At 72.6% G+C, this 23,020-nt stretch carries 15 protein-coding genes; 6 read left to right on the forward strand and 9 right to left on the reverse strand.

Annotated features, from left to right (window positions below; all coding sequences use genetic code 11):
- The first annotated feature begins 94 nt into the window (after positions 1-94).
- On the forward strand, positions 95-2,839 hold the full coding sequence (gene ppdK, locus ABWV20_RS05445; protein WP_353353810.1) for a pyruvate, phosphate dikinase: 2,745 nt from the start codon (positions 95-97) through the stop codon (positions 2,837-2,839).
- Between the two features lie 68 nt (positions 2,840-2,907).
- Here ppdK and ABWV20_RS05450 read toward each other — a convergent pair whose 3' ends face one another.
- Positions 2,908-3,585 carry a response regulator gene (locus ABWV20_RS05450; RefSeq protein WP_353353811.1) on the reverse strand — a complete coding sequence of 226 codons (678 nt, stop codon included), beginning with the start codon at positions 3,583-3,585 and terminating at the stop codon, positions 2,908-2,910.
- A gap of 8 nt (positions 3,586-3,593) precedes the next feature.
- Positions 3,594-5,339 (reverse strand): GAF domain-containing sensor histidine kinase, encoded by a 1,746-nt coding sequence (locus ABWV20_RS05455; protein WP_353353812.1) that lies wholly within the window; start codon positions 5,337-5,339, stop codon positions 3,594-3,596.
- Between the two features lie 135 nt (positions 5,340-5,474).
- Here ABWV20_RS05455 and ABWV20_RS05460 point away from each other — a divergent pair, with 135 nt between their 5' ends.
- On the forward strand, positions 5,475-6,029 hold the full coding sequence (locus ABWV20_RS05460) for a dsRBD fold-containing protein (protein ID WP_353353813.1): 555 nt from the start codon (positions 5,475-5,477) through the stop codon (positions 6,027-6,029).
- Between the two features lie 34 nt (positions 6,030-6,063).
- Here the strand turns inward: ABWV20_RS05460 and hutI are convergent, their stop codons facing one another.
- Genes hutI through ABWV20_RS05475 form a run of 3 tightly spaced genes read right to left on the reverse strand, consistent with a single transcriptional unit; the run spans position 6,064 to position 9,859 of the window.
- Positions 6,064-7,260: an imidazolonepropionase gene (gene hutI / locus ABWV20_RS05465; RefSeq protein WP_353353814.1), complete on the reverse strand. Its 1,197-nt coding sequence runs from the start codon at positions 7,258-7,260 to the stop codon at positions 6,064-6,066.
- A complete protein-coding gene (locus ABWV20_RS05470) occupies positions 7,257-8,594 on the reverse strand; it encodes a formimidoylglutamate deiminase (protein WP_353353815.1) in 1,338 nt (445 codons plus the stop codon). The genes hutI and ABWV20_RS05470 overlap by 4 nt, the downstream gene beginning before the upstream one ends.
- Positions 8,591-9,859, reverse strand: coding sequence for an allantoate amidohydrolase (locus ABWV20_RS05475; RefSeq protein ID WP_353354192.1), 1,269 nt, complete (start codon positions 9,857-9,859; stop codon positions 8,591-8,593). Before ABWV20_RS05475 ends, ABWV20_RS05470 begins: the two co-directional genes overlap by 4 nt.
- 34 nt (positions 9,860-9,893) lie before the next feature.
- Here ABWV20_RS05475 and ABWV20_RS05480 point away from each other — a divergent pair, with 34 nt between their 5' ends.
- Complete coding sequence (locus tag ABWV20_RS05480) at positions 9,894-10,361, forward strand: aminoacyl-tRNA deacylase (protein WP_353353816.1); 468 nt, start codon at positions 9,894-9,896, stop codon at positions 10,359-10,361.
- A gap of 107 nt (positions 10,362-10,468) precedes the next feature.
- Here ABWV20_RS05480 and hutU read toward each other — a convergent pair whose 3' ends face one another.
- Complete coding sequence (hutU, locus tag ABWV20_RS05485; RefSeq protein WP_353353817.1) at positions 10,469-12,124, reverse strand: urocanate hydratase; 1,656 nt, start codon at positions 12,122-12,124, stop codon at positions 10,469-10,471.
- Between the two features lie 144 nt (positions 12,125-12,268).
- Positions 12,269-13,828: a histidine ammonia-lyase gene (gene hutH, locus ABWV20_RS05490; protein WP_353353818.1), complete on the reverse strand. Its 1,560-nt coding sequence runs from the start codon at positions 13,826-13,828 to the stop codon at positions 12,269-12,271.
- Positions 13,829-13,934: 106 nt separating this feature from the next.
- On the opposite strand from hutH, the gene ABWV20_RS05495 reads away from it, so the two are divergent.
- Positions 13,935-14,699 (forward strand): IclR family transcriptional regulator, encoded by a 765-nt coding sequence (locus tag ABWV20_RS05495; RefSeq protein ID WP_353353819.1) that lies wholly within the window; start codon positions 13,935-13,937, stop codon positions 14,697-14,699.
- 91 nt (positions 14,700-14,790) lie between these two features.
- On the opposite strand, the gene ABWV20_RS05500 is transcribed toward ABWV20_RS05495, so the two are convergent.
- Positions 14,791-19,311 (reverse strand): hypothetical protein, encoded by a 4,521-nt coding sequence (locus ABWV20_RS05500; protein ID WP_353353820.1) that lies wholly within the window; start codon positions 19,309-19,311, stop codon positions 14,791-14,793.
- Positions 19,312-19,450: 139 nt separating this feature from the next.
- Between ABWV20_RS05500 and ABWV20_RS05505 the strand changes: the two genes are divergently transcribed.
- Positions 19,451-20,428, forward strand: a complete 978-nt coding sequence (locus ABWV20_RS05505) for an NAD(P)H-quinone oxidoreductase (protein ID WP_353353821.1) — start codon at positions 19,451-19,453, stop codon at positions 20,426-20,428.
- A gap of 219 nt (positions 20,429-20,647) precedes the next feature.
- Here ABWV20_RS05505 and ABWV20_RS05510 read toward each other — a convergent pair whose 3' ends face one another.
- A complete protein-coding gene (locus ABWV20_RS05510; protein WP_353353822.1) occupies positions 20,648-22,096 on the reverse strand; it encodes a PhoX family protein in 1,449 nt (482 codons plus the stop codon).
- Positions 22,097-22,343: 247 nt separating this feature from the next.
- On the opposite strand from ABWV20_RS05510, the gene ABWV20_RS05515 reads away from it, so the two are divergent.
- Complete coding sequence (locus ABWV20_RS05515; RefSeq protein WP_353353823.1) at positions 22,344-22,955, forward strand: hypothetical protein; 612 nt, start codon at positions 22,344-22,346, stop codon at positions 22,953-22,955.
- Positions 22,956-23,020 lie beyond the last annotated feature (65 nt).

Here is a 23,020-nt window from a genome sequence, read left to right on the forward strand (position 1 = left end):
GCCTTGGGGGGTGCACCGCAGGATGCTGGTAGGCGGGACCCCTCGTCAGCCTGCGCCTTGAGGCAGGGCCCGCCGTGCACGGCTGGAGACTGCCATGACCGCTACGGAAATCAGCACGCCGATGATCACCACACCGCGTCCCCTCGTCCTCGAGTTCCACGAGGGCGACCGCACGATGGCCGAGCTGCTCGGAGGCAAGGGCGCCGGGTTGGCGGAGATGACGCGCCTGGGGCTCCCGGTGCCGCCGGGCTTCATCGTGACGACCGAGGCCTGCCGTGCCTTTCTCGCCGCGGGTGGCGACCCCGAGGGCCTGTGGGACCAGGTCGACTCGGCCCTGGCCGACCTCGAGGAGCGTTCCGGCCTCGTCCTCGGCGACCCGGAGCGACCGCTCCTCGTGTCGGTTCGCTCGGGGGCGAAGTTCTCCATGCCGGGCATGATGGAGACCGTCCTCAACATCGGCATGAACGACGCGGTCGTGGCCGCCCTGTCGGAGCGCGGCGAGGCCCACTTCGCCTGGGACAGCTACCGCCGCCTCGCCCAGATGTACGGCCGCACGGTCCTCGGCGTCGAGGGCTCGCGTTTCGACGACCTGTTGACCCGGGCCCGGGCCGACGCGGGCGTTGCCACCGACGCAGAGCTGGACGACGCGCACCTGCAACGACTCGCGGGCGACTTCCGGGCGCTCATCGTCGCGGAGACCGGCCGGGAGCTCCCGCAGGACGCTCGCACCCAGCTGCGCGAGGCGGTCCGCGCGGTCTTCCGCTCGTGGAACGGCGAGCGCGCCCGCCTCTACCGGGCTCACGAGGGGATCCCCGACGACCTGGGCACCGCGGTCAACGTCGTCCAGATGGTCTTCGGCAACCGCGGCGACCGCTCCGGCAGCGGCGTCTGCTTCACCCGTGACCCGGTGACCGGGGCGCCCGGAGCCTTCGGCGACTACCTGCCCAACGCCCAGGGCGAGGACGTCGTCAGCGGCGTGCGCAGCCCGATGGACCTCTCCGAGCTGCACCGGCGGGACCCGGAGATCCACGACGAGCTCTCACGCCACCTCGAGGCGCTCGAGCACCACTACCGCGACCTGTGCGACGTGGAGTTCACCGTCGAACGGGGCCGGCTCTGGATCCTCCAGACCCGGCTGGGCAAGCGCAGCCCCGCCGCGGCCTTCCGGATCGCGGTGGAGCTCGCCGACGAGGGCGTCATCGACCTCGACGAGGCACTGACCCGTGTCAACGGCCACCAGCTGACGACCCTGCTCCACCCGTCGTTCCAGGTCGGCGGGACGACACCGCTCGCGAGCGGCCTGGCCGCCAGCCCGGGGGCGGCCGTGGGGCAGCTCGTCTTCGACGCCGCCACCGCGATGGAGTGGGCCGGGCTCGGCCGGAGTGTCGTGCTCGCTCGCCCCGAGACCAGCCCGGACGACTTCGGGGGCATGCTCGCCGCCAAGGCGGTCATCACCTCCCGCGGTGGGCTCACCTCGCACGCCGCGGTCGTCGCCCGCGGGCTCGGCAAGACCTGCGTCACCGGGATCGAGCAGATGGTCGTCGACCCCGCCGCGCGGATCGTCACGTTCCACGGCGACCAGGTGCTCGCCGAAGGCACCGTCGTCTCGGTCGACGGCAGCACGGGCGAGCTCTTCGAAGGCAGCCGCGAGATCCAGGCGAGCGTCGTCGCCACCTCGATCCAGGAGCGGTCGACGGCGGCGGACACCGCACCACCCGAGGACCCGACCGCCCGCGGCGTGCTCCGTCTCCTCGAGCACGCGGACAAGCGGCGCACCATGGGCGTGCGGGCCAACGCCGAGACGCCCGAGGAGGCCCGGACTGCCCGCCGCTACGGCGCCGAGGGGATCGGCCTGTGCCGCACCGAGCACATGCTCATGGGTCCGCGCCGCCAGCTCGTCGAGCGGGTCGTCACCGACGACGACGCCCCGGGCGCCCTGGCGGAGATCGAGGCCCTCGCGCTGGACGAGTTCACCACGCTGCTGACCGTCATGGAGGGGCTGCCCGTGGTGGTGCGACTCCTCGACCCGCCGCTGCACGAGTTCCTCCCCGACCTCGTCGACCTCTCCGTGACGGCGGCCGTCGCCGCGGCCAGAGGTGAGGTCGAGGACCCCGTCGCCGAGAAGCGGCTGGCGGCGGTCCGCCGCCTGCACGAGGCGAACCCGATGCTCGGGCTCCGCGGCGTGCGGCTGCTGCTCGTGCACCCAGAGGTGGCCGAGGTCCAGGTGCGGGCGCTCGCCGAGGCCGTGGCCCGGCTGGTCGAGGAGGGGCGCGACGTGCGGCCCGAGGTGATGCTCCCACTCGTCGCGGAGGTCGCCGAGCTGAAGGCCGCCCGAGGGCGGGTCGAGGCGGTCATCGCCGACGTCGGCGCCCGGCACGGACGGACCCTCGCGATCCCCGTCGGGGTGATGATCGAGCTGCCGCGGGCCGCCCTGACGGCCGGTGACCTCGCGGCGCACGCCGACTTCTTCTCGTTCGGCACCAACGACCTCACGCAGACGACGTGGGGCATCTCGCGCGACGACGCCGAGGCCAGCTTCCTCGCGGCCTACCGCGAGGAGGGCATCGTCGCGGTCGACCCGTTCCAGACGCTCGACGAGGTCGGCGTCGGCGCGCTCGTCCGGCTCGCCGTGGAGAAGGGCCGGGCCACGCGCCGCGACCTCGAGCTCGGCGTCTGCGGTGAGCACGCGGGCGACCCGACGTCCATCGGGTTCTTCGCGAGGGCCGGGATCGACTACCTGTCCTGCTCGCCGCCACGGGTGCCGGTCGCCCGCCTCGAGGCCGGCCGGCAGGCCGTCCTGCAGTCCGAGGGCGCCCGCCCCACGTCCGACACGAGGTGACGGACAGCGCCGTATGCCGCTGGGCGGGCTCGCGCTGCGAGCCCGCCCAGCGCTGTGCTGGGCCGGTCTCAGCGAGCTGAGGGATCCTGGTGATCGCGGTGGGTGGCTGCATAGACGGCCGCCTGGGTGCGGGTCTCCATCCCCATCTTGCTGAGGACCGACGACACGTAGTTCTTGACGGTCTTCTCGGCGAGGCCGAGGCGGTCTCCGATCTGCCGGTTGGTCCGGCCCTCGGCGACGAGGTCGAGGATGCGGCGCTCGACCGGGGAGAGCGCCTTGAGGCGTGGGTCGTGCTCCTCGCGGGAGGCCCACCGGTCCCGCAACGCCTGCGCGTGCGGGTGGTCGGAGAGGTCCTCTCCGGCGGCGACCCGGCGGATCGCGGCGACGATCCCCTCGCCGCTCAGCTGCTTGAGCAGGTAGCCGGAGGCGCCGGCGAGCACCGAGGCCACGAGCGCCTGCTCGTCGTCGTAGGACGTGAGCATCAAGGCCCGGATCCTCGGGTCGACCGAGCGGATCTCACGGCACACCTCGATGCCCGAACCGTCGGGGAGCCGGACGTCGAGCACGGCCACGTCGGGGAGCAGCGCCGGGATCCGGCGCCCGGCCTCACGGGCGGAACCGGACTCCCCGACCACGTCCATGTCCGGTGCCGCCTCCACGAGGTCGCGCAGGCCGCGGCGCACGATCTCGTGGTCGTCGAGCAGGTAGACCCTGATCGTCCGGTCGGGCGGGGTGGCGGAGGACATCGGGGACATCACCTCCCTTTCCCGGCGCCGGCGTCCCGCTGCACGTGCCACTGCAGCTGGCTGCCGCCGGAGGGGCCCGGCCGGATCTCGAGGGAGCCCCCGTGGGCGCTGGCGCGGCTGCTCAGGTTGACCAGTCCGCTGCGGGCCTCCGTGAGGTCGAAGCCGACTCCGTCGTCGGTGACGTGGACCAACAGCACCCCGTCGTCGCCGATGGCGCCGGCGCTGACGTCGACCCGCGCCGAGCTGGCCTGCGCGTGCCGCGCGACGTTGGCCAGCCCCTCGCGCACCACCGCGATGATGTCGGCGCGCAGCTGGTCGGGTAGGTGACCCAGCCCGCGCGACACGGTCACCTCGGGACGGAAACCCAGGCTCACGGCATACGACTCGGCGATGGCCCGCAGCACGCCGAGGAGGTTCTCGCCCGGGTCCGGGGTGTGCAGTTCGAAGATCGACTGTCGGATCTGCCGGATGGCGCGGTCGAGGTCGTCGACGGCCTGGCTGAGGCGCGCGCGGACGACCGGATGCTGCGCCAGCGGGACCGCGGACTGCAGCGACAGCCCGGTGGCGAACAGCTGCTGGATGACGTGGTCGTGCATCTCGCGGGCGATCCGCTCCCGCTCCTCGAGCAGGGCCACCCGCCCACGGTCCACGTGGGCCTGGGCGGCCAGGACGGCGACTCCGGCCTGGACCGCGTAGGCGGTCTGCGCCGGCAGCGCGTCCCGGGCCGTCGCCTCGTCGCTCGCGTCCCACCCGGTGATGAGCACGCCGTTGCCGCGGGGGCCGGTGCCCAGCGGGACGAGCGCGACCGCCGTGTCCGCCGCCAGCCCGAGCACCGCGCGAGCCTCCTCCGCCGGTCGGGCCCGCGGGTCGTCCCCGCCCCCGGGCACGTGCAGGATCGGCTGTCGCGCAGCGAGCAGGTCGTCCCACTGGCTCCCGGCGAGGATCGCACCGGACGGCTCCCCCGAGGAGGGCACGGGTGCCTGTGGGCAGCGGTCGACGGCCCTGATCTCGAGGCGGGCCGCCGCATCGACGAAGGCGACCGCGCTGACGACGCCGCCGCTGAGCTCCCGGACCTGGGTCGCCATGAGAGCGATCGACGGGTCCTCCGACTCGGACTCGAGCAGCGACTGGATGAGCTCGCTGGTCGCCGCCGACCAGCGCTGCCGCACCTCGCTCTGGGCCAGCAGGCGCGCGTTGTCGAGGGCCGAGCCGGCAGCGCCCGCCAGGGACACGAGCAGCGACTCGTCCTCGGCCGTGAACGGTCCGCCGCCGCGCTTCTCGGCGACGTAGATGTTGCCGAACATCCGGTCGCGGATCCGGATGGGCGCGCCGAGCAGCGTGCGCATGCGCGGGTGGTTCGCGGGGAATCCCACCGACCTTGGGTGGCTGGTCAGGTCGGCGAGCCGGATGGGGCTCGGGTCGGTGAGGAGCACCCCGAGGACGCCGTGGCCAACCGGTGGGGGCCCGATCCGGGCGGCCTCCTCCGGCGTGAGCCCGTGCGTGTAGAAGCCGGAGAGGTGACGACGGTCGGGGCCGAGCACGCCGAGCGCGCCGAAGCGGGCATCCACCAGCTCACAGGCCCCTGACACGATCCGGCTGAGGACCTCGGGGAGCTCGAGGTCCGCGCTGAGCGGCATGATCGCCTCGACGAGCGACGCGAGCCGGTCGTCGACGACCACCTCGACCCCGGGCGGTTCCTGCACGTCGGTGGCGCCGCCGGTGGCCGAGGCACGTGGCACGTGAGCCGGCTCCATGTCTCGATCGTAGGCAGAACGGCGGAGTTCGGGACGGTTTGCCGCAGAGAGGACGTTCGGGACCTTGGACCCTGCCGCGAACCGGGCGCCCGGTGCTCTCCTGACGGTGTCGGTTGGAGATCCAAGGAGGCCATCATGCGCGCACGAGTCGGAGACCGCATCATTCTCGCGGCAGAGCACATCGACGAACCCACGAGGGACGGCGAGATCCTCGAGATCCGTGGCACCGATGGCGCGCCCCCCTACCTCGTGCGGTGGTCCAACGGGCACATCGGCCTCATCTACCCCGGGCCCGGGGCCGTGCTGCGGATCGGCGCGACCTCGGCCGGCGGGGGGCCTCCCCCGGCGACCGTGGCGGCTCCCCCGCGGCCGCTCATGCCCGCCGCCCCCTCCAAGGGGGCTCCTCCGGTCGTCGGGCCCGGCCACGTGCGGGAGTGGAACGTGCGGGTGTCGATCTTCGAGTCCGGCGACGAGACGAGCGCCAACGTGGTCCTCATCGCGGACTCGCCGGGGCAGATCAGCGCGAGGGGCACGGCGCACCGCTCCTCACACGACCCGGGCGTTCCCGAGATCGGCGACGAGGTCGCCGTGGCGCGGGCCCTGCGACACCTGGCCGACCAGCTGATGGAGACTGCCGAGGGGGACGTCTCCCAGCTGACCGGCGAGGAGGCCCACATCAGGGCCGTCTGAGCCGCGACCGCGCGACGTCACCTCGGCGAAGGCCTCAGGGCTCGAAGGCCCTCACGAGCGGGACGCCGGCGCGGTACGACAGGTGCAGGTGGCTCGGACCGTCGACCACCGCGAGCTCGGCGGGCTCGCCGACGGCGAGACGCCGGTCGAGCCCGAGCGACCTGCCGGACCCGGCCGTCGCGGCGTACAGCGCCTCGGCGGGCGTCATGCCCATCTCGCGCACGGCCAGGGCGATGGCGAAGGGGATCGACGACGAGTAGCAGGTCCCGGGGTTGCAGTCCGAGGCCAGCGCGACAGCGGCACCGGCGTCGATGAGGCGTCGCGCGTCCGGGTAGGGCGACCGCGTCGAGAACTCGACGCCGGGCAGGAGCGTCGCGACCGTCGTGTCACGGGCCGCCACGAGGGCCTCGACGTCGTCGTCGGTGAGGTGGGTGCAGTGGTCGACGCTGGCCGCACCCAGCTCGCAGGCCAGCTGGACCCCGGGGCCGGGTCCGAGCTGGTTGCCGTGGACGCGCAGCCGCAGCCCGCGGGCTCGTCCGGCCTCGAGGACCGCCCGGGACTCCTCCCCGTCGAACGCGTGCGGCGAGTGCGGCTCGCAGAAGACGTCGACGTATGCCGCTGGGCTCGCTTCCAGCCCATCGGCGAGCAGGGCGTCGAGCATGGGTCCCGTGACGAGGTCGACGTAGGCGTCCCGCCGCGCGGTGTACTCGGGCGGCACGACGTGGGCGCCGAGGAACGTCGTGTGCGGGGTGAGCTCCCTGGCGATGCGCAGCGAGCGCAGCTCGTCCTCGAGGGTCAGCCCGTAGCCGCTCTTGATCTCCACAGTCGTCGTGCCCTGGGCGCGCATCTCCGCGACCCGCGCGGCCACGAGGGAACGCAGCTCGTCGTCGGTCGCGGCGCGGGTGGCGGCGACGGAGACGGCGATGCCACCACCGTCGTAGGGCGTGCCCGTCATGCGGGCAGCGAACTCGGCGGAACGGTCGCCGGCGAAGACGAGGTGGGTGTGGGAGTCGACGAAGCCGGGAATGACCGCGCGTCCGCCCAGGTCGCGGCGCTCGTCCGCGTCGGGGGCTGCCGCTGCGGGGCCGACCCACTCGACCACGCCGTCCCCGATGACCAGCGCTGCGTCCCTGACGATCCCGAGCAGCCGGTCCCCGGGGTCGCTGTGGGCAGATCCCCAGTGGGGATCGTTGGTGACGAGCTCGGCGATCCCCGTGAGCAGCAGGCTCACCCAGCCACCGCCGCGTTGACGACCCGCTCGATCGACGACCCGAGGAGGCGGCCGACGTCGCCGAGGCGGTGCTGCCCGTCACGCACGACGATGTCGCCGCCCACGACGACCGTCGAGACGTCCGAGGCGACGCACGCGTAGATGATCTGCTCGGGCGCGGAGCCCGCGGTGTTGACCGTGTCCGTGCGCACCGTGACGAAGTCGGCCAGCGCGCCCTTGGACAGGTGGCCGCCGTCGGACCAGCCGAGCGCGCGGTAGCCGTTGAAGGACGCTGCCTGGAGCAGGTCGTTCGGGGTGAAGCGGTCCCGTTCGTTGGTGATGAGGCGCTCGTGCATCTCGAGGCCCCGCAGCTCCTCGAAGGGGTCGATGACGACGTGCTGGTCCGTCCCGAGCGAGAGGGGCGAGCCTGCGTCGTGGAGGGCGCGAGCCGGCCCGATGCCGTCGGCGAGGTCCCGCTCCGTCGTCGGGCAGAAGCACGCCCCGGTGCCCGTCGCCCCCAGCAGCTCGACGTCGTGGTCGGTCAGGTGGGTGGCGTGGATGGCGGTCACGTGGTGGCCGAGGGCCCCTGCGTCATCGAGCAGCTCGGTGGGCGTGCAGCCGTAGTGCATCTGGCAGGCCATGTTCTCGCCCGGCTGTTCGGAGAGGTGGACATGCAGCGGCATGCCGTTCGCGGCGTCGACCACCTTGGGCAGGTCCTCCTTGCGCACGGCCCGGATCGAGTGGATCGCCGCACCGAGCCTCACCCGGTCGTTCTCGGGCCGACGGGCCAGCATCCGCTCGGCCCAGGCGTCGACCGACCCATCGCTGAACCTCAGCTGTCCCGGATGCAGCTCGACGTGGCCGCCGCCGTTGAGGCCGCCCTCGAGATAGCACGTGTCGAGCAGGGTCAGGCGGATCCCCGCCTCGTCGGCGGCCTGACGCACGGCCAGGCTCATCGCGTTGGGGTCGCCGAACTTCCTGCCACCGGGACGGTGGTGGACGTAGTGGAACTCACCGACGAGGGTGCACCCCGCCAGAGCCATCTCGGCGAAGACCGCGCGGGCGAGGGCGAGGTAGGTGTCCGGGTTGAGCTGGGCGGCGATCTGGTACATCTGCTCACGCCAGTTCCAGAAGTTGCCGCCGCCGCCGTTGACCCGGCCGCGGAGGGCCCGGTGGAAGGCGTGGCTGTGGGTGTTGGCCATGCCGGGCAGGGTCACGCCCTCGAGGATGACGTCCCGGTCCTCCGGGTCCGTGTCGACGAGGATGTCCTTCAGCAGGCCACCGGAGACGACCAGACGCACACGCTTCGCGAAACCGCCGGTCAACCAAGCACTTTCACACCAGAAAGTGGTCATGCGTGGAGTTCCTCCGTCTGAGTCCCTTGGGGTCGGTCGTCCGATGTGCACAGCTCGGTGACGATGTCGGTGAGCGCCGCCACGCCGCGGTGGCAGTCCTGCGGCTCCGCGAACTCCGCCGGCGAGTGTGACACCCCGGTCGGGTTGCGGACGAAGAGCATTGCCGTGGGAATCCCGTGGGTGGCCAGGATGCCGGCGTCGTGCCCGGCTCCGGTCCCGAGCAGGGGCGCACGAGGAAGTATGCCGCGAAGTCGGCTCACGAGGGAGGTGTCGAAGCGGGTCGTCGGGGTCCACGACTCCTCCTCGTGAGTGCCGCCGAGGTCCCGGACGGCCGCCACGACACCGGCCACCGTGTCGCGCACGGCAGGTGCGTCGGGACCTCGTGCGTCCAGCCAGGCAGTCACGTGGCTGGCGATGGCATTGACCCCTCCGGGCTCGACCCGCACCTTGCCCACGGTGGCGACGCAACCCAGCGCAGCGGCATACGACCTGGCTTGGTGGACGACCGTCGCGAGGCCGAGCATGGCGTCCCGCCGGTCCTCGAGGCGGGTCGTGCCTGCATGGTTGGCCTCGCCGGGGATCTCGACGCGCCACCGTCCGTGCGGCCAGATGTCGGTCCCGATCGCCACGGCGCGCCCCGCGTCGGTGAGGTCGCCCGGCGAGCCGTCGGGCGCCAGCGCGAGCCCTCGACCCTGCTCGACGTGCAGCTCGACGAAGGCGTGGACCCGTCTCAGCGCCTCCTGGTCGGGGCCGAGCGTGGCGGGGTCGCGGCCCGCAGCCTCCCACGCCCGCGCCATGGTGACGCCGTCGGCGTCGGTCAGCCCCCGTGCCCGGTCTGCGTCGAGGGCACCCGTGATGATGCGTGAACCGGCGCAGGCGATCCCGAAGCGCGCGCCCTCCTCGTCGACGAAGTTGACGACACCGACGGGGCGGGCCGGCCGCACGCCTGCCGCACGGAGGGCGTCCACCGTGGCCAGCGCGCTGACCACGCCGAGCGGGCCGTCGAAGGCGCCCCCGTCAGGCACCGAGTCGAGGTGGGACCCGACGACGATGCCCGGGGCGGCGTCGGGGTCGCCCCACCAGGCCCACTGGTTGCCGGCGCGGTCCTCCGTGACCTCCAGCCCCCTCGCGGCGCACTCCGCGGCGAACCACTCGCGCAGGTCGTGGTCCGTGCGGGTCCACGCGAACCGGCGATAGCCACCGGTGGACCCGTCGCGACCGACGGGGGCGAGCTCGGCCCACATCCGGTCGAAACCGGTGGTCATCAGCGACTGCACCCCCTCAATCTAGGCTGTCTGCATGACGGACGACGCGATGACACCGGCCATCGAGGCCGCCCGGGCCGCCGGGATCGAGCACACCGTGACCCGGCACGGGCGGGTGCGTTCGCTCGAGGAGGCCGCGGCCGCACGCGGGATCGAGCCGCGTGACCTCATCAAGACGCTCGTCGTGCGCAGGTCGGAGGGTGAGCACGTCTTCGTCCTCGTGCCCGGCGACCGGACGTTCTCGTGGGCCAAGGTGCGCGCGCTGCTCGGCACCAACCGGATCTCCATGCCCGACGCCGCGGAGGCGACGGAGGTCACGGGATACGAGCGCGGGACCATCACGCCGTTCGGGTCGCGCACCCGGCTGCCCGTCATCGCCGACACGCACCTGTGCGGGCGGACGATCTCGATCGGTGGCGGGGCCCACGGCGTCGGCCTGACCGTGGCCGGGGACGACGTCATCAGGGAGTTCGACGCGACGGTCGCCGACATCTCCGACTGACCCCACCCCGATCGAGAGAGCACTTCGCGACACCCCCCAGCCCACCCCACCCCGATCGAGAGAGCACTTCGCGACACCGCTCGTGTCGCGAAGTGCTCTCTCGATCGTCATGACTCCTTCATCGGGATGCGGACCCCGCGCTCGCGGGCGACCTCGTCGGCCCGTTCGTAGCCTGCGTCGACGTGCCGGATGACGCCCATGCCGGGGTCGTTGGTGAGCACCCGCGCGAGCTTCTGGGCCGCGAGCGCGGTGCCGTCGGCGACCGACACCTGCCCCGCGTGGAGCGACCGTCCGATGCCGACGCCGCCGCCGTGGTGGATCGACACCCAGCTCGCGCCGCTCGCCGTGTTGACGAGGGCGTTGAGCAGCGGCCAGTCCGCGATGGCGTCGGAGCCGTCGGCCATCGCCTCGGTCTCCCGGTAGGGGCTCGCGACGGAGCCCGCGTCGAGGTGGTCCCGGCCGATGACGATCGGCGCCGAGATCTCGCCCGACGCGACCATCTCGTTGAAGCGGAGCCCGGCCTTGTCCCGCTCGCCGTAGCCCAACCAGCAGATCCGAGCAGGCAGACCCTGGAAGGCGATCCGGTCCTGCGCGACGCGGATCCACTTGTGCAGCCGGTCGTTGTCGGGGAAGAGCTCGAGCACGGCACGGTCAGTGGCCGCGATGTCCTTGGGGTCACCCGAGAGCGCCGCCCAGCGGAACGGGCCCTTGCCCTCGCAGAACAGCGGCCGGATGTACGCGGGCACGAAACCGGGGAACTCGAACGCGCGGTCATAACCACCGAGACGCGCCTCGTCCCGGATCGAGTTGCCGTAGTCGAAGACCTCGGCGCCCCCGTCCTGGAACTCGACCATGGCCTGGACGTGCTTGGCCATGGACTCGCGGGCGCGGTCGGTGAACTCCTCGGGCTTCTTCTCGGCGTACTCGTGCCAGTCCTCGAGCGCGATGCCTTCCGGCAGATACGACAAGGGATCGTGCGCCGAGGTCTGGTCGGTGACGATGTCGATGGGGACGCCCCGGCGCAGCAGCTCGGGGAAGACCTCGGCCGCGTTGCCGACGACGCCGACGGACCAGCCCCGGCGCTCCTCCTTGGCGCGGACGGCCTTGTCGATGGCGTCGTCGAGGTTGTCGGCGACCTCGTCGAGGTAGCGGTGCTCGACCCGGCGGTGCAGGCGGGCCGGGTCGACGTCGACGATGAGACAGGCGCCCTCGTTCATCGTCACGGCGAGCGGCTGCGCGCCGCCCATGCCCCCGCAGCCGCCGGTCAGGGTCAGCGTGCCGGCGAGCGTCCCACCGAAGCGCTTCTCGGCCACCGCGGCGAACGTCTCATAGGTCCCCTGCACGATGCCCTGGGTGCCGATGTAGATCCACGACCCCGCGGTCATCTGGCCGTACATCGTCAGGCCCAGGTGCTCGAGCCGCCGGAACTCGGGCCAGTTCGCCCAGTCGCCGACGAGGTTGGAGTTGGCGATGAGCACGCGCGGCGCCCACTCGTGCGTCTGCATGACACCGACGGGCCGGCCGCTCTGGACGAGCATCGTCTCGTCCTGCTTGAGCGTCGTCAGCGTGCGGACCATCGCGTCGAAGGACGTCCAGTCGCGCGCCGCCCGCCCCGTCCCGCCGTAGACGACGAGGTCGTCCGGCCGCTCGGCCACCTCGGGGTCGAGGTTGTTCATCAGCATCCGCAGCGGGGCCTCGGTGGCCCACGACCGCGCCGTCAGCTGGGTGCCGCGCGGGGCGCGGACCGGTCGTGCACCGTCCATGTCAGTTCCCTTCTCGTTCAGATCGTTCACACCTGTTCGTATGCCGCTGGGCTCGCTCTCGGTCGAAGGAGCAGTTCGCGACACCATCCCGATGGAAGGAGCGACTCGCGACGTCAGGCGTGTCGCGAACTGCTCTTTCGATCGTCAGTGGAGGGGGCCGGTGACCGCCTCGACCGCGGCCAGCGCCCGCCCGGACCGGACCAGCTCGACGGCCGACTCGATCTCCGGGGCGAGGAACCGGTCCGTGCCCACCCCCTCGACGGACTCACGCAGGGCGGCGATCACGGCCCCCGTTGCCGGCGCGGGCTTCAGTGGCGCGCGCATCTCGATGCCCCTGGCGGCGGTGAGCAGCTCGATCGCCAGCACCCGGGTCAGGGCGTCCACCGATCGGCGCAGCTTGCGAGCGGCCGACCACCCCATCGACACGTGGTCCTCCTGCATGGCCGAGCTCGGGATGGAGTCGACCGAGGCAGGGGCGGCCAGCCGCTTCATCTCCGAGACGATCGCGGCCTGGGTGTACTGGGCGATCATGTGCCCGCTGTCCACGCCCGGGTCGTCGGCGAGGAAGGCGTTCAGGCCGTGCGACCGGGCCGTGTCGAGGAACCGGTCGGTCCGGCGCTCGGCCATCGACGCGACGTCGGCCGCCACGATCGCGAGGAAGTCGAGGACGTAGGCGACGGGTGCGCCGTGGAAGTTGCCGTTCGACTCGACGCGCCGGTCCTTGGTGATGACCGGGTTGTCGACGGCGGCGGCGAGCTCCCACCCGGCGACGCGAGCCGCGTGCTCGACGGTGTCGCGAGCGCCCCCGGCCACCTGGGGGGCGCACCGCAGCGAGTAGGCATCCTGCACGCGCGTGCACTCGTCGGTCCGGTGCGACTCCCGGATCGGCGAGTGCGCCATGATCGCCCGGATGTTCGCCGCCGAGAGGGCCTGCCCGGGGTGGGGCCGCAGCTCGTGCAGGTCCGCGGCGAAGACGTCGTCCGTGCCGAGCAGGCCCTCGACGCTCATCGCGGCCGTGACATCGGCGATTTTGAGCAGGGCCCGCAGGTCCTCGATGGCGAGGACGAGCATCCCGAGCATGCCGTCGGTGCCGTTGATGAGAGCGAGGCCCTCCTTCTCGGCGAGCGCGACCGGCTCGATCCCGTTGTCACGCAAAGCCGTCGCCGCGTCGGTCAGCGTCCCGTCGCCGAGCCGGACCGGGCCCTCCCCCATGACCGCGAGCGCACAGTGGGCAAGGGGGGCCAGGTCCCCGGAGCATCCGAGGGAACCGTACTCGTGCACGACGGGCGTGACACCGGAACTGAGCACAGCGGCATACGCCCTCGCTGTCTGGAGACGGACACCGGTGCGTCCGGTGGCCAGGGTCGACAAGCGGAGCAGCATGAGGGCGCGCACGACCTCCGGCTCCACCTCCGGTCCGCTGCCGGCGGCGTGCGAGCGGACGAGGGACCGCTGCAGCTGCGCTCGGAGGTCGGTGGGGATGTGGCGGGTCGCCAGCGCCCCGAAGCCGGTCGAGATCCCGTAGTGGGGGATGGTGTCGTCGGCGTGGGCGTCGACGATCGCGCGGCTGCGGGCGATCTCCGCCTCCGCTGCCGTGGACAGCTCGACCCGGGCACCGTGGCGGGCCACGGCGACGATCTCGTCGAAGGCGAGCGGGCCGGTCCCGACGGTCACGGTGCGGGGTGAGGTGAGCGTCTCGGTCATGCCTCCATCGAACCCCGTGGACGGTGGCGCAGCATCCTTCAGCGGAGCACAATTGTCTCGGATCCGAGACAGGGTCGTGGAACCCGCGCCGATCGAAGGGGGGCCCGTGCCGAACGTACCGGCTGCCGCGAGTGCGCTCGACGTGCTCGAGTACCTCTCGCGTCACGCCGAGCCGGTGCCCGCCGCTTCCGTTGCTCGCGACCTCGTCCTCCCCCGGTCGTCGGTGTACCACCTGCTCACGGTGCTGTGCTCGCGCGGCTACGTGACGCACTACGTCGAGGACCGGCGGTTCGGGCTGGGTGCCGCCGCGTACGAGCTGGGCTCGGCCTACCAGCGTCAGGCGCCGCTGTCGCGGGTGGCTCGGGCGCCGATGCGCCGGCTCGTGGACCAGTCCGGGCGCAACGCCCACTTCGCCACGCTCGACGGCCGGGACGTCATCTACCTGCTCGAGGAGCGCGCCCCCGGCCAGCCGACGCTCGTCACGGATGTGGGGGTGCGCCTCCCGGCTCATCTCACCGCGAGCGGGGTCGCCATGCTGTCCGCGCTGCCGGGAGCGCAGGTACGCGCGCTCTACCCGGACAGGGGCTCGTTCACCCAGCGACACGGGACCGGCCCGTCCTCCCTGACCGAGCTGCGCACCCTGCTGACCCGCACGCGTGCCGACGGGTTCGCGCGGGAGGACGGCACCGTCACCCCGGACCTGTCCTCCGTCGCGGTCCCGGTGCTCGACCGGGCCGACCGGCCCCTCGCCGCGGTCGCCGTGACCTTCCGCAGCGCGGACGGCAACCCGGACCACGTCGCAGAGCTCGTCAACCGCGCCAAGGGCGCCGCCTCCGACATCGCCCGGCGGCTGAGCCCGAGCCCCCGCTGAGTCGAGTGCGCACTCCGTGCCGGCCGTATGCCGCTGGGCTCGGTCACGCAGCCGCCGCGGAGTCGAGCGCGCAGTCCCTCGCGTGCGGTGCTCACTCCCAGTCGGCGGTGGCCTCCTTGAAGCGGGTGAGGCCCTTGCGCGCAGCCACCTTGCCTCGTTCGAGGAAGGCCGCGACCAGGACGGCGACCAGTCCCACGACCGCGATGAGGACCCAGAGGGCGGCGCCTTCCCAGCTCGGCAGGAGGAGGACGAGGGGGACGGCCACGAGAAGGACCACTGCGACGAGGGCGACGCCGACACCCGCGGCCACGCGGCGTCGCACCTTGCTGACCACCCCCCACGCCGCGACCCCGAGCCCGAGGGCGAACGCGACGGCGACGTGGGCGAGCGACTCGGTCGCGGCCAGGGCGAGCGACGGACCCACGAGCAGGGCCACGCCCACGAGCTCGAGCCAGACGATGTCGGGGTCGGCGCGGCGCTCGCCGCGCTCCGCCCGGTCTCTGCGCCACAGCCCCACGGAGACGAGGACCGCGAGCCCGATGGGGGCGATGGTCCAGGTCGCCCGGCCGTCGAGCGCATCCAGGGCGAACGCGATCCACGCGGCCGCCGCCAAGCCGGGGCCGAGCATCTGCACCTCGACCCGGCGGTAGGCCACGCCCGTGGCCACCGCCTGCATCGCGGCCACGGCAAGAGGTGCACTGAGCAGAGCCCAACCGGCCGCTGCGTCGGCGGAGAGGCCAGCGGTCAGCGCCCACCCGGTGAGCACGACACCGAAGCCGGCGAGCGGGCGGCGCCACGCCGTGGTGTGTCCGCCGCCGACGAGCGCCAGCAGGCCGACGGCCGCTGTCGACGCGGCCAGGCACAGGACCCACACCGTGCCGGCCGAGGTCAGCCCCGAGATCTGCAGGGCCACGAGCAGGCCCAGCCCCAGGAAGGCCGCGGCGAGGTCATGCAGCCAGGGCAGGGGCACGCGAGGTGGCGCACTGCCCACGGCGACGGCGACGACCGTGAGGCCGACGACGATCCACCAGCTCGCACGAGCGCCGGGCACGAGGCCCAGGACGTCGTCGGGCAGGAGCGCGACGGCGGCGGCCCCCGACTCGACGAGTGCCCCTGCGCCACCCCAGACCACGAGCCACTCGCGCTCGATCCGCGTGACCAGCAGCAGCGCGGCCGCTGCGACCACTCCGGCGCCCGCCAGGGAGGAGGCATCGAGCACGGTCTGGTCCTGCCAGCCGAGCCAGTCGACCCCCACGACCCACGCGGCGACGGCGGCTGCGGCACCCAGGGCTCGCACCGGGCGACGGACCGGGCCGGAGACCACTGCTCCGAGGACCGACAGCGTCATGGCGAGCACGAGGAGGGCGAGAGCGAGCCAGCCAGAGCCAGCCCACCCAGCGCCCGTGAGCATGAGGACCGCGCCGACGGCCGCGAGCGGGACCGTGACGGTGGGCTGCTGCCGGAGGCGAACGGCTGCCGCGAGGCACGCGAGTCCGACCGCGACGTAGACCGGGCTGGCCGGTCTGCCCGACCCGATGAGGACGAGCTCACTGACGGCGACCGGCGCGGACGCCACGGCGAGCGACCCGTCCCACCGGGACCACCACGGGCCGCTCCCGGGACGCATCGAGAACAGGTGAGCGAGCGACAGGAGCGCGAGGGCGACGGCGACGCCGATCCATGGGCGAGTCTCCAGGACCGGCTGAGCCAACAGCACGGTCCCCGACCACGCAACGGTCACGGCCGCTCCGGCCAGCAGGCCAACCCGCCACATCACCGCCACGGCGAGCAGCGCGACGCCCACGGAGACGAGCAGCCAGCCGGCGATGCCGTCGGGGGCAGCACCCACACCGACGACGAGCCCGGCGCCGGCCCCGACCGCGCCCACGCCGATCGGCGCCCGGGCCCAGTCGTGCGCCGGTCGCGTTCTGAGCTCCCACGACCGGCCGGCCAGGTCCGCGGCCGCCGCGCCCACGACGAGCAGGAGGCCCACGGACACCAGCGCGAGTGCCACCGCCACGTCGTCCGGCAGTCCGGCGAACCACGGCCACCCCTGGCGACCGAGCAGGAAGGTCGTCGGCATCGCAGCCGCCCAGCCGGCCCACGTCATCAGCGTCGCGCGACGGACTGCGGGCAGCACGCCGACGACCACCATGAGGCCACCCCAGGCGGCGGCCGCGGGGAGGTCCTCGGGCGCCAGGGCCACCGCCGAGAGCACCGCACCGAAGGCGCCCCAGCTGGTGGCCGCGGCAACGCGGTCAGGCACACCGGTGCGCGGGACCAGGGCATAGGCAACCGCGACAACCACGAGGACGGTCGGTGCCCAGTCGCGACTCCACGGCAGCAGGCCGGAACGGTCGAGGGCGAGCGAGACGGTGAGCGGGACTCCGGCCAGCGCGAAGGCGTACGGCGCCCAGCCCGCTACCGGGTGCGTGGCGCGCAGGGCCGTTCCGACGGACGACCGGCCCTTGGCATCGAGCCAGCTCGTCAGGGTCCAGGCGAGCGTCGCGCTCGCTGCGGCGATCACGCCTCCCCAGCTCGCACCGATCGCTGCGACGACGGCGAGGGTCCCCAGGACATGCCCGGTCATCCCGATCGGAGAGGGCGGTCCGGACCACTTCGGCCGGTTCTGGAGGTGGGCCAGGAGGACGAGTCCGAGCCCGGCGGTCCCCAGGACCGAGAAGCGGAAGTCGTCGCTCGCTCCGAAGGCCGACGCCGCCGCCAACCAGGAGGGCACCGTCAGGACCGTGACGACCGGCAGGCGCCACGAGACCGCCACCGGTCCGACCGCCGCCGCGACGGCGAGGACCGCGAAGGCGAGGGCGACCCACCAGGCTTCGCGCGTGTCCGTCGCCTCCTGCCAGGCCTGCAGTGCGAGCAGCGCGGCCAGCGTCGTCCCGGCCGACCACCACAGCGCCCAGTAGTGCTCGCCACTCTTCCGAACCAGCCAGCCACGTCGGGCCGGGACCGCTGCGAACAGGAGCAGGGCCGCGGCGCCGACGGCTCCGATGACCAGATCCGTCGCAGCGACCAGCGCGAGGATGGCAGCGATGGGCAGCACCGCCGCCGCGACATCGAGCAGCATGGGTGCACGGAAGGCGTGGTACGGCGCCCGCCGACGAGCGGCAGCCCACCAGCTCGCAACGGCCAGGGCCGCAGCGGCGATTCCGGGCTCGACCGCCGTCGCGGCCAGCGTCAGCAGGAGCCCGGCGGCCGGGAGCAGGAGTGCCGGGGCCGGGCGTCGCTGCCCCGACCCCGCCCTCTCCAGGATCGCGAGGAAGCCTGCGGCGCCCAGGACCGAGGTCGCCGCCACCGGGCCGGTATCGGGCGCGAGCCCCGGGACAGAACCGGACGACACGCCCGACACGAGCACCGCCCACACCGTGAGCCACCAGAGTGGCTCCGCGATCCCCGGCACCACTCGGGGCAGCCGCGGCGCGAGCAGCTCGACACTCAGGAGAACGGCGACTCCGGCCACGAGCACCGACGACCGCGGCGCACCCTCGGCGGCCCAGGTCAGCGCGGCGAGACAGCCGATGACCGCGAGGCCGGGAATGGCGGCCAGCTTGGTGGCCTCGGCGAGCCGGGCCGGCGACCGGAGGTTTGCCCAGGCGAGCGTCACCAGCAGCGCGACGGCCATTGCCGCCACTTGGGCGGCGCTCGGGTTCGCTACGGCTTTGCCCTCGGGGACGGCTCGGCCGAGGCCCATCGTGGCCAGTCCGACGGCGAGCCAGGCGACCGGCGCCACGAGGAACCGCAGGGCGCTGTCCGGCACCCGGCTCGACCACACCGCATAGGCTCCGGCCACGAGCAGCAGGACCGCGGTCAGGACCACGACGAGCGGCCCGCCGGTCAGGTCGGGCGGCACCGCGACACCGTCGAGGAAGGTCGTGACGAGCATGATGGGCAGGACCAGTCCACCGGCCAGCTCGAGTGCCCGACCGACGAACTCGGCCCGCCGCCGACGCAGCACGGCCCCGGCCCCGAACGGAGCCGCAGCGATGACGGCCTCGGCGACGGGGCGCAGCTCACGCGCCACGTCGCCGAACGCGAAGGCAACCAGGCCGAAGGCGCCGACGAAGAAGAGCAGTACACCGAGATAGGCGAGCCCGTGGACCGCGAGGTCGGACCCGACCGCCTCGAGGGTGCGCCCCCACCACTGCCGCAAGGGAGAGGGGCGCGGCGGAGCGGACGGGCGCGGTGCCACGCGCGCTCCGGTCTCCGGCACCCGGGGCCCCGGCCGCAGTGGCGGCACACCGAGGGGTGGCGACGCGAGGGGTGGCGACGCGAGGGGTGGCGACATGAGAGGTGGCCGCAGGCCCGACGATGGAACCAGCGGCGCGAGGTCCCCCCGCACCAGCTCGCCGAGCGACATCGGATGGGGGACGGCCCCTTCGCTCGCCTCCAGCCTCAGGTCGGTGACGACGGCCGTCAGGACCGCGTCCGCCTCCCTCGTCAGCACTCCCCTCGCCCGGGCTTCGGGAAGGAGGACCTCCTCGACGAAGTCGAGGTGGGGGAAGTCCTGGAGGGTGAGCGCCCGCCGACCTCCCTTGGACGACCGATCCGGGGTCACGTGCGTGCCGTGCGGCGACATGGTTGAAGGCTCGTTCATGCTCCACGCTCCGTCGAGAGCACGGGTACTCAACAGTGGCGAAGGTCCCTCGATCGGGCAGCACGTCCGACAGTCACCCCGTCCGCGGGGGTCACCCACAGGCAGCGGCGCTGGTTCAGCCTGCGAATAGGCTCCGACCATGCGCGCCATCACCATTCCAGAGCCAGGTGGCCCCGAGGCCCTGGTGCTCACTGATGTCCCTGCCCCGACGCTCGAGCGCGGTCACGTGCTCATCGAGGTCGTCGCCGCGGGAGTCAACCGCGCGGACGTCATGCAGCGGCAGGGCTTCTACGACCCCCCGCCCGGCGCGTCGCCCTATCCCGGTCTCGAGATCAGCGGCCGGATCCTCGAGCTGGGCGAGGGGGTCGACTCCTTCACCGTCGGTGACGAGGTGTGCGCCCTCCTGGAGGGCGGCGGCTACGCGGAGGTGGTCTCCGTCCCCGTCGCGCAGGTGCTCGCGAAACCGACCACCGTCGATCTCGTCGAGGCCGCCGGGCTGCCCGAGGTGGCCTGCACCGTGTGGTCGAACGTCTTCATGACCGCCAACATCCAGCCGGGGCAGTGGCTCCTCGTCCACGGCGGCAGCTCGGGCATCGGCACCATGGCCATCCAGCTGGCCAAGGCCGTCGGCGCCCACGTGGCCGTCACCGCCGGCACGCAGGAGAAGCTCGACTTCTGCCGCGATCTCGGCGCAGAGGTGCTCGTCAACTACCGGGAACAGGACTTCGTCGAGCAGCTCCGGGCGAGCAACGGCAACCACGGCGCCGACGTCATCCTCGACAACATCGGCGCGAAGTACCTCTCCCGCAACGTCGACGCCCTCGCCATCAACGGTCGCCTCGTCACCATCGGTCTGCAGGGAGGGCGGAAGGCGGAGCTCGACCTCGGCAAGCTGCTGACCAAGCGCGGCGCCGTCATCGCCACGACGCTGCGCGCCCGCCCCGCCGCGGAGAAGGCCGCGATCGTGGCCGCTGTCCGCGAGCACGTGTGGCCCCTGGTCGAGGCCGGCGTCGTTCGACCCGTCATCAACTCGCGCCACCCGCTCGCCCGAGCCGCGGATGCCCACCGCGCGCTGGAGGCGTCCATGCACAAGGGGAAGATCCTGCTGACCACCTGAGCACCCGTCGACCACGCCGTATGCCGCTGGGCCCGGCGAGTCTCCAAACCCTCCGTGGATGGCCGGGCCACTCGAGTCTGGAACCCGGCCTAGTGGCCCCTAGGCCTGTGGACGGCCGGGCCACTCGAGTCTGGAACCCGGTCGAGTGGCCCCGCGCGAGCGCTGGGCCCGCTTCCGAGCGGAAGCGAGCCCAGCGGCATACGGCCTCGTCAGCAGGTGTCAGACGCCGTGCTGGTGCCACGGTCCCCAGATCGCGAAGCTCAACCCGTCACGCGCCTGGATGTTGACGTAGAGCGTCCGGCCATCGGGGCTGAACGTCGACCCGGCGAACTCGTCGTCGTAGCGCGGTTTGCCCGTGCGGGCGCTCTCGACCCGGTTGAGGGCGATGTCCCAGAGCTGACCGCCGCGGTTGAGGCCGCGCAGGTAGTTGTCCTGGTCGTTGTCCTCGCAGACCACGAGCGTGCCACGCGTGCTGACGGTGATGTTGTCCGGCAGGTCCAGGACCGACCTTCCGGGCGACTGGTAGATCAGCTCCAGCGTGGTGGAGCGGCAGTGATAGGCCCAGACCTGGCCGAACCCGTTGCCGTAGCCGTTGCCGATCGGCCCGTCGGACTCCTCGGCCGGCCCGCCGCCCTGGGTGGAGGTGAAGTAGATGATCCCGTTGTCGTGGATGGCGCCCTCGAGCCGGGAGAAGTTCGCCGCCCCCTGGGCTCGTCCTTGGTTCCCGACGTAGGCGATGGCCTCGTTGTTCGTCGTCGGGGCGGTCTCCCCAGGCGTGTAGGGGAACGTCGGGTCGGGGTCCTCGATGTCGACCCACTCGACCTGATAGGTCACCCGCTGACGCTGCGTCGCCTCGAGGTGGACGTTCGGCATGCCGCGCACGGCGAGCATCTGGAGCGTGCCGTCGTTGTCGATGTGCCCGGTCTCCAAGGGGTGGCGCTTCGGCTGGTAGCGGTAGAAGCCGGAGGCGAACCCGAAGTTGTCCTCCGTGAGGTAGAGGTAGCCGTCGACGGGGTCGAGCGCCACCGCCTCGTGGGCGAACCGGCCAGCCGCCGTGATGGGTTCGCCGGAGGCCCGTCCGGACGTGGGCACCTCGAAGACGTAGCCGTGCGGCTTGGTGAGGCTGGTGTTCGGGACGCCCGTGAAGTCCGGCCCGACGTCCGGCCCGTTGATCGTCTCCTCGCAGGTGATCCAGGCACCCCAGGGCATCGGGCCACCCGAGCAGTTCATCATCGTCCCGTTGATCCCGGTCCACGCGGACAGGACGTGCCCGTCGTGCGTCACGTTGACGACCGTGCAGCCGCCGGCGGCCATCGCGTCGTAGGTCCAGTCCCCGAGCGGGCCGAAGGCCGGGCCGGGGTTGTTGACCTCGTGGTTGCGCACGAGCGTCACGTGACCGTCCGGCCCCTCGAACGCCGCCATGCCGTCATGGCGGCCGGGCAGCTTCGTGCCGTCGTCGAGCACGACCGGCGACTCGGTGTCATGGAAGGACCGGTAGCTGAAGCCCTCCGGCAGGTACAGGCGGACCGCGCCGTCACGCAGGTCCGGTGTCGCACGCAGGTTGCGGAACGCGGGCGCTCCGAGGGCGTTGGCGGGTCCCGCCACGAGTCCCTGGAACGGTCCGCCCAGGGCGGCTGCCCCCGCGACCGCAGCGCTGCCTCTGAGCATGGTGCGTCTGTCAATGGCCACAGTGCTGTCTCCTCGCTCTTGCTCGCTGTGTCGTGCAGTGGGTGATCCACATCACACTAGGCAAGGATCCCGGCCGGGAGGGGACAGCGGCCGGAGCAATCTCCCACCCGCCCCTTTCCGGCCCTTTTGGGCCGGTGACGGCCCGGGCGACACCGGCGTACCGTCGTGACGTGGACCACTTCGTCACGAAGCGGCCCTCCCAACTCACACAGCGGGAGGTCATGAAGTGTTCATCCAGGTGATTCAAGGTCGATGCAACGACGCGGACGAGCTGCACCGCCGCATGGACCTCTGGCGCGAAGAGCTCGAGCCCGGCGCGATGGGCTTCCTCGGCGGGACCTACGGCGTGACCGACGACAACGAGTTCATCGGTGTCGTCCGGTTCGACTCGAAGGAGTCGGCGATGCGCAACAGCACCCGTCCGGAGCAGGGCGCATGGTGGGCCGAGACCGAGAGGTGCTTCGACGGTCCCGTCACCTTCCACGACTGCGACGACGTGCAGCTGATGCTCGACGGCGGGTCCGACGACGCCGGCTTCGTCCAGGTCATCCAGGGCCGCATCAGCGACCCCGAGAAGTTCCGGATGATGATGGACCAGCCGATGGAGATGCTCCACCGTGAGCGCCCCGAGATCATCGGCGGCACCGTGGCCGTCGACGAGAACGGCTACTTCACGCAGACGATCGCCTTCCGGAGCGAGGCCGAGGCGCGCGAGGGCGAGAAGAAGGAGATGCCGAAGGAGATGCAGGACCAGATGGCCGGTATGGACGACGTCCTGAAGGACGTCTCCTACCACGACCTGCACCACCCCTGGTTCGCCACCGGGGGCAAGCGCTGACACCAGCGCTCGTCACCCCTGCACACCCGACGTGCGCGACGCCCTCCCCTGAGCGTGCGCGGGTG

It is taken from the genome of Intrasporangium sp. DVR (genome assembly GCF_040365325.1).
Lineage (GTDB): Bacteria > Actinomycetota > Actinomycetes > Actinomycetales > Dermatophilaceae > Intrasporangium.

What these genes read in the sequence shown, in the direction of transcription:
- ppdK (WP_353353810.1), top strand. Translation starts at nt 95, where the DNA reads ATGACCGCTACGGAAATCAGCACGCCGATGATCACCACACCGCGTCCC.
- ABWV20_RS05450 (WP_353353811.1), bottom strand. Translation starts at nt 3,585, where the DNA reads ATGTCCTCCGCCACCCCGCCCGACCGGACGATCAGGGTCTACCTGCTC.
- ABWV20_RS05455 (WP_353353812.1), bottom strand. Translation starts at nt 5,339, where the DNA reads ATGGAGCCGGCTCACGTGCCACGTGCCTCGGCCACCGGCGGCGCCACC.
- ABWV20_RS05460 (WP_353353813.1), top strand. Translation starts at nt 5,475, where the DNA reads ATGCGCGCACGAGTCGGAGACCGCATCATTCTCGCGGCAGAGCACATC.
- ABWV20_RS05470 (WP_353353815.1), bottom strand. Translation starts at nt 8,594, where the DNA reads ATGACCACTTTCTGGTGTGAAAGTGCTTGGTTGACCGGCGGTTTCGCG.
- ABWV20_RS05475 (WP_353354192.1), bottom strand. Translation starts at nt 9,859, where the DNA reads ATGACCACCGGTTTCGACCGGATGTGGGCCGAGCTCGCCCCCGTCGGT.
- ABWV20_RS05480 (WP_353353816.1), top strand. Translation starts at nt 9,894, where the DNA reads ATGACGGACGACGCGATGACACCGGCCATCGAGGCCGCCCGGGCCGCC.
- hutU (WP_353353817.1), bottom strand. Translation starts at nt 12,124, where the DNA reads ATGGACGGTGCACGACCGGTCCGCGCCCCGCGCGGCACCCAGCTGACG.
- hutH (WP_353353818.1), bottom strand. Translation starts at nt 13,828, where the DNA reads ATGACCGAGACGCTCACCTCACCCCGCACCGTGACCGTCGGGACCGGC.
- ABWV20_RS05500 (WP_353353820.1), bottom strand. Translation starts at nt 19,311, where the DNA reads ATGAACGAGCCTTCAACCATGTCGCCGCACGGCACGCACGTGACCCCG.
- ABWV20_RS05505 (WP_353353821.1), top strand. Translation starts at nt 19,451, where the DNA reads ATGCGCGCCATCACCATTCCAGAGCCAGGTGGCCCCGAGGCCCTGGTG.
- ABWV20_RS05510 (WP_353353822.1), bottom strand. Translation starts at nt 22,096, where the DNA reads ATGCTCAGAGGCAGCGCTGCGGTCGCGGGGGCAGCCGCCCTGGGCGGA.